This is a genomic window from Thermomonospora cellulosilytica, from assembly GCF_014138835.1.
Classification (GTDB): Bacteria; Actinomycetota; Actinomycetes; order Streptosporangiales; family Streptosporangiaceae; genus Thermomonospora; species Thermomonospora amylolytica.
The window spans coordinates 1,648,524-1,662,159 of sequence record NZ_JACJII010000001.1 but is presented as its reverse complement, the minus strand read 5'-3'; the positions used below and the strand labels follow the sequence as shown (position 1 = coordinate 1,662,159).

Sequence of the window (13,636 nt, the reverse complement as noted above, 5' to 3'; positions counted from 1 at the left end):
TGAGCTGGCCCGGCCGGTCCGCGTCGTCCGTCACACGTCCCACCACCAGGCGATGGACGGGATGGGGATGGGCTCGGCGGTGTCCTCCATGGGGTGCTCGGCCCAGGTGATCTCGTGGTCGGCGGCGGTCCGGTCGCCGAGGTAGCGGGGGACGCGCAGGCCCCATTCGGCGTTGCCGCGGATCCCGTACGCCAGGCCGTCGACGTAGACGCGGCCCGCCGTGCTGAGCCGGGGCGCCACCCGTTCCCGCAGCCGCATGAAGCGCAGCAGCACCCGGTCGCGCAGGCTCGTGGCGGTCCGCACCGCCGCGGCGAGCGAGCCCCCGTTGCGGTGCAGCAGCACGCCGTAGACGTTCTGGTCCGCGTGGGCCTCGCCGAGTTCCCTGGCCAGCGAGTGCCGGTCGTTGTCCAGCGAGGCCACCGCGATCGCCATCTCGGTGAGCGCCCGCACGGCCAGCGACTCCATCTCGGCGGCGGGCACCTCGGGCCCGTTGGCGATCTCCAGCATCGCGAACGTGGGCTCGCCGCCGGCCGAGTGCAGCCGCATCGTCAGGTAGTCCTCCAGGTCCGGCATCCGCCGCCGGGCCTGGTTGGCGACCTGCCAGGCGACCCCGGCCAGCCAGCCGCGGTGCGCGGCCACGAACCGCTGGAACTGCACCGGCGTGCCGATCTGGCGGAACCGCATCCCGATGTCGTGCACGGCCGCGGCGTACCGGTCGTCGCCGGCCGCGGGGTGGGGGCGTTCCAGCGCGCGCTGGACGCGGGAGGCCATGGGGACGAACTCGGCGGGGCGGGCGCTGTAGTGCCCGGCGTCGCAGCGGGCGTCGTCGAAGGCGAACCCCCAGTACACCCACAGCACCGCCGGCAGGAGCCGGTCCTCGTCGGCGTGGGGGGCGAACCTCGAGTAGAAGTCCGCGCTGCGCGTGGCGATCACCTTGGCCCGTTCCCGGGCGTCGGCGCACAGCCCAACCTCGTCGATCCAGGCGATGGCCCGCCGCTCGACCCGCAGGCACGCCGGGTTGGTCGCCGCCTCCAGGGGACAGAAGATCGGCGGTAACTCCAGCCCCGCAGTGAGCTCTTCGTCCAACAGCCGCTGCTGGGCCATGCGCCGCTCCTCCCTGCCGGGCCGGATCACCCCCGGCCCCGCCGAGCCGTCACTCTCCGCAATCAATGCTCACTCTAAGCGTTCACCCGGTGACGGTCAACGGTCCGTCGCCCCTTCGTCAAGACCGCGCCGGACGCCCGGCCGCCGCCACGGCCGAGTAGGGCGGGCGTCCACGGGTAGGACGGGCCCCACATCGAACCGCGTCCGGGCAAGGGGGAGGTCATGACGCGCAAAAAGACGGAGGGCGACGAGCCGTCCTCAAGGCGCCACCGCGGCTGAGGCCGCACAAGAGCGCCGCGGTGCGCCATGCGCCGCGGCCGTTCCATGCGCCGCCGCATCCCGTCCGCGGGCTCGTGCCATGCGAACCCGTGCCGCAGGAACTCGTACGCAGGAAGGAGCGCAGATGGATCAGACCCGGGCGCCCGTGCTGGAGGCGCTGGTGAAGTTCCGTGAACGGGGCGACGTGGTGTTCGGCCCTCCCGGGCACAAGCAGGGACGCGGGGTGGATCCGCGGGTGCTGGACGTGCTCGGCGAGGGCCTGTTCGCCTCGGACGTGCTGGTGCTGAACGGGCTGGACGACCGGCGCGAGTCACAGGGCGTGCTGGAGCAGGCGCAGGACCTGATGGCCGAGGCGGTCGGCGCGGACACCTCGTTCTTCTCCACCTGCGGCAGCTCGCTGTCGGTCAAGACCGCGATGCTGGCGGTGGCCGGTCCCGGCGAGAAGCTGCTGATCTCCCGGAACGCCCACAAGTCGGTGATCTCCGCGGTGATCATCAACGGCACCCAGCCGGTGTGGGTGCATCCGCACTTCGACTCCGACCTGCATCTGGCGCATCCGCCGGAGCCCGCCGACGTGGAACGGGCGCTGGCGGCCGAGCCCGGCGCCAAGGGCATGCTGCTGATCACGCCGACCGACTGGGGCACCTGCGCCGACATCGCCGGGGTCGCCCGGGTCTGCCACGACCACGACATCCCGCTGATCGTGGACGAGGCGTGGGGCGCGCACCTGCCGTTCCACGCCGATCTGCCGGCCTGGGGCATGGCCGCGGACGCGGACCTGGTGGTGACCAGCGTGCACAAGATGGGCGGCGCGATCGAGCAGAGCTCGGTGTTCCACCTGCAGGGTTCGCGGGTGGACCCCGACGTGCTCAAGCAGCGCGAGGACCTGCTCGGGACGACCAGCGCGTCCACGCTGGTGTACGCGTCGCTGGACGGCTGGCGGCGGCAGATGGTCGAGCACGGCCACCGGCTGCTGGACGCCGCCCTGGCCCGCGCCGAACGGATCCGCGCCGCCGTCGCCGACCTGCCGGGGCTGAACCCGATGGGCCGTGAGGTGATCCGTCCCCAGGGCGCGGCCGACCTCGACCCGCTGGCCATCACCATCGACGTGCGCGAGCTGGGCGTCAGCGGCATGCAGGCGGCCGAATGGCTGCGCGCGGCCTGCCACGTCGACGTGGGCTCGGCCGACCAGTGCCGGATCAACGCCCGGATCACCCACGCCGACGACGACGCCACCGAGGCCAGGCTCCTCGACGCCCTGCGCCGCCTGGCCGCCGAGCACGAACGCATCGATCCCCGGCCCCAGGTCCGCCTCCCCGACCCCGGCACCCTGGAACTGGACACCGTGATGCTCCCCCGCGACGCCTTCTTCGGCCCGACCGAGCAGGTCCCCGTCTCCCGGGCGGCGGGCCGGGTGGCGGCCGAGCTGGTCACCCCGTACCCGCCCGGCGTCCCCGTCCTGGCCCCCGGCGAGCTGATCACCAAGGAGATCCTGGACTACCTCACCAGCGGCCCGCCGGCGGGCATGCTCGTCCCCGACGCCGCCGACCCCTCCCTGGAGACCCTCCGCGTGGTCGCCGACTAGCCTCCGCCGCCGTACGGGAACCGGACCGGCGGCCCGGAGGCGCCGCGCGGCTGGCCGGGCCGTCACGGCCGGTCAGAGCGCGGCCGTAGGACGGTGCCGGGTCAGGAACAGGGCTCCGAGTGCCGCGGCGAGGGCGGCCGCCGCCAGCGCCCAGCCGGTCCCGTACTCGGCGTGCCGGGTCGAGCCCGCGTCCCGGGCCAGGGTGAGGAACAGGGTGCCGACGGTCGCCATCCCGATGACCTGGCCGAGCTGCATCACCGTCAGCAGCAGGCCGCTGGCGTCGGGGGCGTCCTCGACCGGCACGTGCCGCAGGGCGACGGTCATGAGGACCGGCATCACCCCCAGGCCCAGCCCGATCAGCGCGGTCAGCAGCTCGTAGGGCAGGCCGCCGCCGGCCAGCGGCCCCACGCACAGGTAGGCCGCGGCGGCCAGCGCGAGCCCCGCCGGGACCAGCCGGGGGTGCCAGCGCGCCGGCAGCCGCTGCCAGTTCAGGCCGACCAGCCCGAACGCGGCGACGCACGGGACGAACGCCAGCCCGGACTCCAGGGGGCTCATCCCCAGGTCCCCCTGCAGGTGCAGGGTCGTGGTGAACAGGAACGCGGCCCACGAGCCCGCCCCGATCAGCAGCGCGACGGCCGCGGGCAGCAACCCGGGCGCGCGCAGCACCCGTCCCGAGATCAGCGGGCGTCCCCCACGGCCGGCGACACGGCGTTCCACCACGACGAAGACGCCCGCCAGGATCGTGGCGGCGGCCAGGGACACCGCGGTCCATGCCGGCCAGCCGGTCTCGGGCCCCAGGATCAGCGGCAGCACCAGCAGCAGCACCGCCGCGCTGATCACCAGCAGGCCCGGCAGGTCCAGGCCCGCGCCCCGGCGCCCCTCGTCCCGCGGCAGGACGCGCCGCCCGGCGACCAGGAGCGCCGCGCCGATCGGCACGTTCACCAGGAAGACCGTCCGCCATCCGGTGCCGAACAGGTCCATGCCGACCAGCAGCCCGCCCGCGGCCTGGCCGGCCACGACCCCGGCCGCGAGCACCGCCGAGTACAGGCCCAGCGCGCGGGCCCGGGCGGCGCCCGTGAAGTTCCGCTGCAGCATGCTCATCACCTGCGGGGTCAGCAGCGCGGCGGCGGCGCCCTGCAGGAACCGGAAGGCGATCAGCGTCCGGGTGTCCGGCGCCAGCCCGCACCCCAGCGACGCCAGGGTGAACGCGGCGAGCCCGGCGTGGAACGCGCGGCGGTGCCCGACGATGCCGCCCAGCCGGGCCCCGGTGATCAGCAGCACCGCGTAGGACAGCACGTATCCGGCGACCACCAGTTGCAGCCCGGCGCCGGAGGTGTCCAGGTCAGCCCGCAGGGTGGGCAGGGCGACGTTGACGATGCTGACGTCCAGGATGGCCATGAACTGGCCGAGGAGGATGACGGCGAGCAGCAGGCCGCCGGACTCCCTGGAGGGGGCGGCCCGGCTCGCCGGGGGGATCTGTGTCGCTTGGCTCATGACCGTCAGCGTGCGGGCGGGCCGGTACCGGTAACGAGAGCCTGCTGATACTGGTACTGACAGGCACCTGGCAGGCGCGGCGCCCACCGGGCAGGCTGGAGGCCATGACGGTGACCCCCCTCCCGGGCGGGGCGCGTACCCGGCGGCGCCGCCCCGAGCTGGCCTCGTTCCTGCGCAGCCGGCGCGAGCGCATCACCCCCGAGGAGGTGGGCATGCCGCCCGGCGGCCCCCGCCGCCGCACCCCGGGACTGCGCCGCGAGGAGGTCGCCCAGCTCGCCGGGGTCGGCGTGACCTGGTACACCTGGCTGGAGCAGGGCCGGCCGATCAACGTCAGCGCCCAGGTCCTGGACGCGGTGGCCCGGACGCTGCGGCTGGACGCGGCCGAGCGCGAGCACCTGTACCGCCTGGCCGACGTGCCGCCGCCGCCCGCCGCCGACGACGAGGCGCGCACCGTGCCCCGCGACATGCGCACGATCCTCGACGGCCTGGACCCGCTCCCCGCCACCCTGGTCAACGCGCGTTCCGACGTGCTGGGCTGGAACGAGACCTACGCCGCGCTGTTCCCCACCGTGGTGGACGCCCCGGACGGCGAGCGCAACACCCTGTGGTTCGCCTACACCACGCCGCCCTGCTGCAACCCGATCCTGAACCTGCAGGAGCAGGCGCCCGAGCACGTCGCCGTCTTCCGGTACCGCTACAGCCGGCACCTCAACGAGCCGGGCTGGCGGGAGCTCGTCCAGCGGCTGTGCGCGGCCAGCCCCGAGTTCGCCCGCCTGTGGGCCACCCACGACGTCGCCCCGCCCCGCCCGTGCGACAAGATCTTCCACTACCCGGCGGTCGGCACGGTGGCGACCCGGACCACCAGCCTGGACGTGACCGCTCTGCCCGGCACCCGGCTGGTCGTCTACACCCCGGTCGACGACGAGAGCCGCGACCGCATCGCCTGGCTGCGCGCCCACCCCGAGGCCGCGGCTCCCCCGCACCGTCACTGACCACCGGCCGCCCGCCGCTCGTGGCGACGAGGGCGGGCCAAGGCGGCCCGCGCGAGGCGGCGTCAGCCGGGCTGGTGGGTGCGGTACTCGGGCCCCAGGTCGGAGGGGACCTCGTGGACCAGGCCGGGCTCACCGAGCATCGGACGCAGTGCCTCCCACACCCGGTCGTCGTCCATGCCGGCCCGGCGCGCGATCTCGTTCACGTACCCCGGCCTGCCCTCGGCCTCCAGCTCGGTCACAGCGGTGTAGATCGCCTGCTGCTCGGGTGTCAGTTCCTCGATACGCATGTTCGTGGGGCTTCCCCTCAAGCGGGGCATGACACGGCCCGATCCAGGGCCGCTACCGCTCGAAGGCGGGGTCCGTCGAGGCCACTTTCCGGCTCAGCGAGAGGTGGCTGCCCAGATAACCGCCCGCCGTCAGAGCGACGGCCCCGCCGAGACTCAAGGTCACGCCCAGGGAACGCCGGTCACTGCGGCGGGCCGCCAGCGAGGCGCCGTAGAACCCGGCCGCGACGGCGTTCATCACGGCGTGCACGACCCCGACCCGCCGTTCCCGGCCCGAGGTGGCGGCCCACTCGGCGATCCCGGTCAGCACGGTCGGAACGGCGGCGGCCAGCCCGAAGGCCAGCAGCCCGTCGGCGGCGGGACGGGCGCGCGGACCGCCGAACGCGTCCAGCAGGGCGCTGGACGTCCACGCCCCGATGGGAAAATCGGTGAGCAGCGGATGCAGCGCATGCCCCAGCCACCGCCCACGCAACACGTCGGCCGTCCTCGACGACGCCAGCAGGGGTCGCGCCACGGGCTCGAGCCGTTCGGCGGCCCCGTCCAGCGCCTGCACCTCCTCAAGCCGCTCCATCAGGGGCACGAGAGGCGAACTGCTGGTCCGCTGCCCATCATGTCGACTGACGGTGCTCATCAAGCCCCTCCCGTAGCTCGCCCGTACACCGGACCCCGTACGGTCTGCCCACCAAACCCCCACCGAACCAGCAGAGCCCGCCCCCATGAACGTCCTCATCTCCCGTCGCCGAGCGTGGACCGGGCGTTCCTCCGCATCGCCCAGAGAGTCAGCAGGTGGGCGGTGCGGGTGGGCGTGAGGTGGGGTGGGTGAATTCCAGGCGGAGGGCAGGGGTGCGGGGCAGGAGGAACGCGGTGCCGTTCCGGCGGGTCCAGTCCTTGGGGAGGAAGAGGTACTGGTCGCCGGAGCGGAGGATCAGTTTGAGGCCCTCGTAGCGGAAGCGGTAGGCGGCGTCCTTGCGGGTGCAGGGGATCTCCCGGACGCCCGGGCCGGTGAGGTTGAGGCCGCGTTCGCTGTAGAGGACGGCGTCGGGGAGGGTGTCCAGGCGCGCGGCGTACCAGCGGGCGCGGCTGACGGCGACGGCGGCGGCGTAGTCGGTGACCGCCCAGAAGAGGGTCATGCCCAGCAGGACGAAGACCGTCGCCCACTCGGCGATCGCGGCGGCGGGCGGCACGGGGGTGGGGCGCAGGCGGCGGCGCAGGTGGTGGGCGTACGTGAGGAGCAGGACGCCGGCCGCGAGGGTGAGCGGGGCGGCGGCCAGACGATGGCTCAGCGGGGTCACGGCGAAGACGCTCACCGTTCCGGCGGCGGCCAGGAGCAGGCCGGTCACGGCGGCGAACGGCAGCAGCCCGCGGATCATCCGGGGCGTCAGGCCCTCCGCGAACCGGATCCTGACCTCGGCGTGGATCCACAGGGCGGCCAGGCCCGCCAGGGCGATCACCGTGATCGGGATGAACAGGGGGTCCACGATCCGGCGCATGTAGTCGGCCGTGGTCAGGCCCAGGGTCGAGGAGTCGACCCCGAAGTGGCCGAAGAAGAAGTGGGCGTAGTTGTGGCCGAAGTAGTACAGCAGGCCGGTGACCAGGGTCGTGGGGGCCACGATCGAGCCGAACAGCGTTCCCAGCCGTTGCATCCCGGAGGGTGGGGGCTCTGCCTCGCCCGGCCGGGTGCCGGCCGGTTCCCGCGCCGGGCGTTCATCGGCCCGGCCGTCCTCGGCTTCGCCGGTCGTGGAACGGCGGTCCGGCGGCGAGGGCTCTGCGCGGTCCGTGCGCCGGGGGCGAGCGGGGTCCGGTCCCGGGGCCGGGTCGGTGGTCGCGCTCAAGGAACGACCGGGCCGTCGGTCGGGGCCGTCGAGCCGCCCCCGGTCGGCGGCTGCGGGACCGGTGGTTCGGGGGTCTCCGTCGTGGGCGGCGACTCCTCCTCGCGCGGGTCCCGCTGACACGTGGCGACGTCCTCGGCGGTCCTCCTGGAGTAGGTCACCAGGACGACCGTCGCGCCCGGACGAACCGACGCCGTCTCCCTGCTCGACGCGAGGACCGTGCCGTCCTCCAGGCGGAGATGCTGGAACCTACAGTACGCCTCTTCGGGCGAGCCGCTGTGCTCGATCCGGGTGTGCACGCACAGTCGGCGGCCGGGGCACTGGGCCCTGATCCCGTCCTGGACGAGCGGCAGCACGTTCTCGACCCGCTTGCCGTTCTGGTCCGTGCCGGGGATCCTGATCGGCGCGATGGGCGGTTGGCCGCCGCCGTCGCCGCCGCCCGGGCCGCCCCCGCTCCCCGGAGGCGGCCCGCCGGGAGCGTCGACGGGGGCGCCGGAGTCGCCTCCCGAGCCGCCGTCGCCACAGGCCGATGCCGCGGACAGGCACAGGAGCAGCACGAGCGCCAGCCGGGCTGACGGCGACCGCATCGCCATGACGGCCTCCCGGGAAAGGGGCTGTTTGCGGCATCATCCGTCATCCGGGCCGCGTGCAAGCGGCCACATGCCACGATCGGCATGGAACGCCGGATCCGGCTCCGTGGTCGCCCCACCGGCGAACGGGGCGTCAGGGTTGGAGGAGGCCCTTTTCGTAGGCTCGGGCCAGGCGGCGGGGGACGTGGATCTCGCGGCCGTTCACGGTGATGGGATCAGGTCGGGGGGTTGGGCCTTCCACTGGGAGCGGCGGTGGCGGGTGTTGGAGCGGGACTTCTTGCGTTTGGGAACGGCCATGTGCGGGGTCCTTGTCAGCTCGGCTTGGAGTCGCTGGGGAGGCGGGTTCCGTAGCGCTGGTTGAAGCGTTCCACGCGGCCGGTGGTGTCCAGGGTGTGGGCGCGGCCGGTGTAGAAGGGGTGGCTCGCCGCGGACACGTCGACGTCGACCACCGGGTAGACGTGGCCGTCCTCCCACTCGACGGTCTTGTCGCCGGTGACGGTGGAACGGGTCAGGAAGGCGAAGCCGGCGCTCGGGTCGCGGAAGACCACCGGGCGGTAGTCGGGGTGGATGCCCTTCTTCATGGGGATCGGCGTTCCTCTCGGTAGAGCACGTGACGGCGGACGATCGGGTCGTACTTGCGCAGGGTCAGCCGGTCGGGGTCGTTGCGGCGGTTCTTGCGGGTCACGTAGGTGTGGCCGGTCCCGGCGGTGGACCGCAGCCCGACCACCGTCCGGGGGCCGTTGGCGCGTGCCATGCGGGTCTCCCTTCGACACATGGCATGATAGCGATAACCGTTTTCATTCTCGCAAACACGGGAGGCCCCATGTCTGTTCCCGTCGTGCTGGTGGCCGGGCTGCACGGGCCCGCCCGCACCGCCGTGGCCGACCGGCTGCTGCGCGAGCACCCCGGCTCCCTGGCCGTGCACCACGAGCTGCGCCGGATCACCGAGGGGCTGGTCACCCGGGTCGTCCGGGACGCCGGCGGGGTGCTGGAACGCGCCGAGGTCCGCCTCGAACACGGCTGCACCACCTGCACCGTCCGCGAGGACCTCGTCCCGGTGCTGCTCCGGAACGCCCCGCGGGCACGGCTCCTGGTGGTCGAGCTGTGGGACTCGGTGGAGCCCCGTTCCGTGGCCGAGATCCTCGACCGCCCCGACCTGCACGGCGACCTGCGGCCGACCGCCGTGCTGACCGCGCTGGACGCCGAGCTGACCCCCACCGACATCTGCCGGGGCGAGACGCTGGCCGAGGCGGGCAGGCCGGGAGCCGCCGGAGACAAGCGTCACCTCGCCGAGGTGCTGGCCCGGCAGATCGAGTACGCCACCGCGCTGGTGCTGCCCGAGGTGCTGCCCGCCCCGCTGCCCCAGGCCGACGAGGACGCCCTCGATCTGTGCCGGGAGATCCTCGGCCACCTCGCCCCGACGACCCCCGTCCACTCCCCCCGCGACCCGCTCCCGAACGTCACCGGCCCCGCCCTGTGCACCCGGGAACTGGCCGCGCGGGTCGATCCGGCCACCGCCCGGCTGCCCTGCGAGCTGAGCACCGACGCCGTCGACACCGTGGTGTGGCGCCGCGCCCGCCCGCTGCACCCGGCCCGGTTCTTCGACGCCGCGGACGCCCTGGCGGCCGAGACGGTGCGCAGCCGCGGCCGGTTCTGGCTGGCCAACCGTCCCGACCGGATGATCGCCTGGGACGCGGTCGCCGGGATCGTCACCGTCGAGGACGCCGGCCCCTGGCTGGCCTCCCTCCCCATGGCCGCCTGGGACCTGCTGCCGCCCGCCCGCCGGATCGCTGCCGCTCTCGACTGGTCCCCCGGCCACGGCGACCGGGTCCAGCACCTGGTCTTCACCGGTCCCGGCCTGGACCGGGCCCGCATCCACGCCCTGCTCGACGCCTGCCTGCTCGCCCCCGGCGAACCGGCCGACGGCGACGACCCGTTCGTACCGTTCCTCGACCTCCCGGACGCACCCCACGCAGACCCGACACCACCGCGCTGACCACCCGGCGCCTCCCGCCCCGCAAGGAGAACGGGTGCGCAGGCAGCCTCTCCTGAATGGCCGGTGACGGCCGGACCTTCTTCGGGCATAGGCGTTTCGTTCACGTGGCGGGACGATGGAACGTTCGATTCCTCATCGACGTCCGAGAAAGCACACGGATTATCGGCGGGCGGCGCCGCCGCCGAGCCCGTACGTCCTGGTGAAGCGCGGGGTGTCGCCGGAATCGGCATGCGTGACGCTGCGGCGTTCCGGTGGAAGACGAAATTTGTCATCCCGCGACAGCGGCTTCGTCAAATATGGCTTGGCCGGGAGCGGCGGAGATGTCATTTGCTCACAGCATGTCCGTTTCCTTCTGGACGTTCCGACCCGGTCGTGTGACCATCCCAGGCGAGTGGCCGGCCGTGACAGGTCATTACGGGATGTGACGACACCTCGGTGCGGTACGTCGTTCCCGGGACGGTTCCGTGGCAGGAGGTTCCGGTCATGCGGGCTGGGGATCCGGCGCTGGTGGAACGCGACGGGGACCTGGCGGCGCTGGTCGCGGCGCTCGCCCGGCCGCCGGCCGTGGTGGCCGTCGAGGGCGAGCCGGGCGCCGGGAAGTCGCGGCTGGTGCGCGAGGCGCTGGCCGATCCGCGGCTCGCCGGGCGGGTCCGGCTGTTCGGGCGGGCCGGTCCCACCCTGACGGGCTGCCCGCTGGGACCGGTGATCGAGGCACTGGCCGGAGTGGACCGGCCGCCGGTGCGACCGCTCGGCCCGCTGACCGGGGTGCTGCGGCCGGTGCTGCCGGACCTGGCCGCGTTCCTGCCGCCGCCTCCGCCCCCGCTGGGCGATCCGGGGATGCTCCGCCACCGGCTGGTACGGGCGATGGCGGAGCTGCTGGGCGGGCTGGGCCCGGCGATCCTGGTGCTGGAGGATCTGCAGTGGGCCGACGAGGACACCGTCGAGCTGCTGCGGATGATCGACGCCCGGCGGCCCGCCGAGTTGGCGGTGGTGGTCACCTGCGACTCCGCCGGGAGCGTTCCGGGGACCGCGCGCGTACGGCTGTCGCCGCTGTCCCCCGAGGGCGCCCGCCGGCTGGCCGAGGAATGCCTCGGCGCGGACACGACGGTGCCCCGGCGGCTCGCCGACCTGCTGTACCGCCGCCACGGCGGGGTGCCGCGGGTGCTCTGCGAGGACCTGCGGCTGCTGCGCGAACGCGGCCTGCTCCGGCCGGTGGACGGCCGCTGGGTCCTCGCGGACGGCGCGGACCCGGCCGCGGTGGTCCCGCCGGCGGTCGGCGAGGAGATCGTGGCGCGGGCGCACCGCCTGGGAACGGACGTGATCGCCGTGCTGGAGTCCGCCGCCGTGCTGGCCGAGTCCGCCGAACCCGAACTGGTCGCCGGGACCGCCGGGATGGATCCCGGGCTGGCCGACACCGCGCTCGGGGAGGCGGCCCGCCGCGGGCTGCTGCGGGAGCACGCCCCGGGCGGCGTCGTCGCGTTCCGCCACGAACTGGCCCGGCTCGCCGTCTACCACGCGATGCCCGGTCCCCGGCGGCGTCGGCTGCACGCGCTGGCCGCCCGCGAGCTGACCCGTACCGGCCGCGAGGCCCTGCTGGTCCGGGCGGTGGAGCACCACCGGCGGGCGGGCGACGCCCGGGGATGGGCGGCGAGCGCCGAGGTCGCCGCCCGGATCTCCGCCCGTGCGGGAGCCTTCGACGCCGCCCACGCCCACCTGCTCGCCGTTCTCCGGGCGGGTGCGGCCACCCGGCACCGCCGCGTCGAGCTGGCGATCAAGCTGGGCTGGGCGGCGCTGAACGGCGGCGGCGCGGACCCGGAGACCCTCGCGCTGCTGGCCGAGGCCCGCGACCGCGCCACGCCCGCCCAGCGGGCCGAGCTGTCCCTGCTCCGCGCCTGGGCGTTGCTGGAGTCCGCCGGGCCGGAACGCGAGACGGGCGACGCCGTGGCCGACCTGCGCGCCGCCCTGCCGTACCTGACCCGCCGCCCCGGCCTGCACGCCATGGCCCTGACCGCCCTCGCCACGCCGAACCGGCTGCCGGATCTCGACCTCCCGACGCAGCGGGCTTACCTGGAGCAGGCCCGGATGGCGCTCGGCGAGTCCACCGACCCGCTGGCCCGCGCGGTCGTCCTGGCCGGTGCCGCCCGCCTGATGCTGGCCTGCGGCGACCCCGAGGGCTGGGCGGCCGCCGCCGCACTTGTCGTCACCGGGGAACGTCCCGAGGTCGACCGGCACGTCACCCGCGCCCTGCTCGCCCTGGCCGACGCCGCCCTCCACCTGGGCCACTACGCACGCGCCCTGGAACTGGCCGAACGCGCCGGAGACCCCGGGCTGCGCATCCGCCGGGCGATGGGCGAGGCCCGCCCCGACGACGAACCCGCTCCCACCGAACGGGACCGCCGGGAGGGCGCGTCTCGTACGCCGCGTCCGATGGCCGGGCCGCCGATTCGCCGGGCGGGAGGCGTCGAGGGCGACCGGCTGGGCCTCCGGTTGCTGGCGGCGCAGGTGGCCGCGGAGCGGGGGCGGCTGGAGGAGGCGCGCCGGGGGCTGCGTTCGGTGGCCGAGGAGGCGTGCGGGGTCGGGGATCTGGCCGTCGCCGCGCAGGCCGCCGCGGAGTTCAACCGGATCGCGCTGAACGGGGTGCATCGGGACGCGGGGCGGGTGCTCGCCGGGAGGGTGCTGGAGGCGGTGGCCCGCAAGCAGGTCTGGGCGTGGGCGGCCCCGCTCATGGCGTTCGCCCCGTTCGAGCTGGTGGACGCGGTGCTGCCCCGCTATCGCGGTGCCGTGACCGGGCGGGACGCGCCGCTGGCCTTGGCCGCGCTGTGCTTCGCCGAGGCCCGGCGCTGGGAGCGGTCGGGCGACGCCGAACGGGCGGCGGACGCCTATCGCCGTGCCCGGCACCGGTACGCGGCCCTGCCGGACCCGCGGATGGCGGCCCACGCGTGCGCCGCCGAGGCCCGGTGCCGGGCGGCGGCGGGGCAGGTCCCGGACGCCGAGCCGCTGCGGCAGGCGTGGCGCACGTTCACCGGTCTCGGCGCCACCTGGGACGCCGACCGGATGAAGCAGCTCATGCGGGCGGCGGGCCTGCCGGTCCCCCACCGGCGCGGCCGGCCCGGCTACGGCAACCGGCTGTCGCCCCGGGAGCGGGAGATCGCCGACCTGGCCGCCGCGGGCCGCACCAACACCGACATCGCCGCCGACCTGTGCCTGTCGGACCGGACGGTGAAGTTCCACCTCGCCAACGCCATGCGCAAGCTCGGGGTGAGCAGCAGGCGCCAGCTCGGCGACGCCCTCGAACCGGACGGCCGGGGCGGGGCGCACGTCTGCCGGTGCGTCCGGTGCGGGCGGCGGATGGGCGAATAAAACCGTCCCGGCCGGACGGGTCGCCCGCCGGGGATCCGACCGATCATGAGACAGATTCACGTTCGATGCGGTGCCGTGATCCTCGCGAGGGCCCGGCGAGGACCGCCCCACGGCCCGCGCCGG

The 13,636-nt window shown here is 74.7% G+C and carries 13 protein-coding genes; 4 read left to right on the top strand and 9 right to left on the bottom strand.

All coding sequences use genetic code 11. The annotated features are described in order from the left end of the window. Positions 1 to 30: 30 nt before the first annotated feature. Entirely contained in the window at positions 31 to 1,104 is a 1,074-nt protein-coding gene (locus HNR21_RS08025) for a terpene synthase family protein (RefSeq protein ID WP_182704680.1), read from the bottom strand. A gap of 403 nt (positions 1,105 to 1,507) precedes the next feature. On the opposite strand from HNR21_RS08025, the gene HNR21_RS08020 reads away from it, so the two are divergent. Then, entirely contained in the window at positions 1,508 to 2,968 is a 1,461-nt protein-coding gene (locus HNR21_RS08020) for an aminotransferase class I/II-fold pyridoxal phosphate-dependent enzyme (RefSeq protein WP_182704679.1), read from the top strand. Positions 2,969 to 3,040: 72 nt separating this feature from the next. Here HNR21_RS08020 and HNR21_RS08015 read toward each other — a convergent pair whose 3' ends face one another. After that, positions 3,041 to 4,462 carry an MFS transporter gene (locus HNR21_RS08015; protein ID WP_182704678.1) on the bottom strand — a complete coding sequence of 474 codons (1,422 nt, stop codon included), beginning with the start codon at positions 4,460 to 4,462 and terminating at the stop codon, positions 3,041 to 3,043. Between the two features lie 104 nt (positions 4,463 to 4,566). Between HNR21_RS08015 and HNR21_RS08010 the strand changes: the two genes are divergently transcribed. Continuing rightward, positions 4,567 to 5,454: a helix-turn-helix transcriptional regulator gene (locus HNR21_RS08010; RefSeq protein ID WP_182704677.1), complete on the top strand. Its 888-nt coding sequence runs from the start codon at positions 4,567 to 4,569 to the stop codon at positions 5,452 to 5,454. 62 nt (positions 5,455 to 5,516) lie between these two features. Here HNR21_RS08010 and HNR21_RS08005 read toward each other — a convergent pair whose 3' ends face one another. The 7 genes from HNR21_RS08005 to rpmG all read right to left on the bottom strand — a co-directional run bounded on the left by HNR21_RS08005 (position 5,517) and on the right by rpmG (position 8,911). Further along, positions 5,517 to 5,741, bottom strand: a complete 225-nt coding sequence (locus tag HNR21_RS08005) for a hypothetical protein (RefSeq protein WP_182704676.1) — start codon at positions 5,739 to 5,741, stop codon at positions 5,517 to 5,519. 52 nt (positions 5,742 to 5,793) lie between these two features. Continuing rightward, complete coding sequence (locus HNR21_RS08000) at positions 5,794 to 6,309, bottom strand: DUF2231 domain-containing protein (RefSeq protein ID WP_119731570.1); 516 nt, start codon at positions 6,307 to 6,309, stop codon at positions 5,794 to 5,796. 208 nt (positions 6,310 to 6,517) lie between these two features. After that, positions 6,518 to 7,381: a hypothetical protein gene (locus tag HNR21_RS07995; protein WP_182704675.1), complete on the bottom strand. Its 864-nt coding sequence runs from the start codon at positions 7,379 to 7,381 to the stop codon at positions 6,518 to 6,520. A gap of 185 nt (positions 7,382 to 7,566) precedes the next feature. Beyond that, positions 7,567 to 8,160: a hypothetical protein gene (locus tag HNR21_RS07990; protein ID WP_182704674.1), complete on the bottom strand. Its 594-nt coding sequence runs from the start codon at positions 8,158 to 8,160 to the stop codon at positions 7,567 to 7,569. Positions 8,161 to 8,358: 198 nt separating this feature from the next. Further along, on the bottom strand, positions 8,359 to 8,454 hold the full coding sequence (rpmF, locus tag HNR21_RS36300; protein ID WP_220500072.1) for a 50S ribosomal protein L32: 96 nt from the start codon (positions 8,452 to 8,454) through the stop codon (positions 8,359 to 8,361). A gap of 14 nt (positions 8,455 to 8,468) precedes the next feature. Continuing rightward, positions 8,469 to 8,738, bottom strand: coding sequence for a type B 50S ribosomal protein L31 (locus tag HNR21_RS07980; RefSeq protein WP_119726740.1), 270 nt, complete (start codon positions 8,736 to 8,738; stop codon positions 8,469 to 8,471). Continuing rightward, positions 8,735 to 8,911 carry a 50S ribosomal protein L33 gene (gene rpmG, locus HNR21_RS07975; RefSeq protein ID WP_182704673.1) on the bottom strand — a complete coding sequence of 59 codons (177 nt, stop codon included), beginning with the start codon at positions 8,909 to 8,911 and terminating at the stop codon, positions 8,735 to 8,737. The genes HNR21_RS07980 and rpmG overlap by 4 nt, the downstream gene beginning before the upstream one ends. A gap of 69 nt (positions 8,912 to 8,980) precedes the next feature. Between rpmG and HNR21_RS07970 the strand changes: the two genes are divergently transcribed. Further along, positions 8,981 to 10,153, top strand: coding sequence for a CobW family GTP-binding protein (locus HNR21_RS07970; protein WP_182704672.1), 1,173 nt, complete (start codon positions 8,981 to 8,983; stop codon positions 10,151 to 10,153). 483 nt (positions 10,154 to 10,636) lie between these two features. Then, complete coding sequence (locus HNR21_RS07965) at positions 10,637 to 13,513, top strand: ATP-binding protein (RefSeq protein ID WP_182704671.1); 2,877 nt, start codon at positions 10,637 to 10,639, stop codon at positions 13,511 to 13,513. Positions 13,514 to 13,636: the final 123 nt, after the last annotated feature.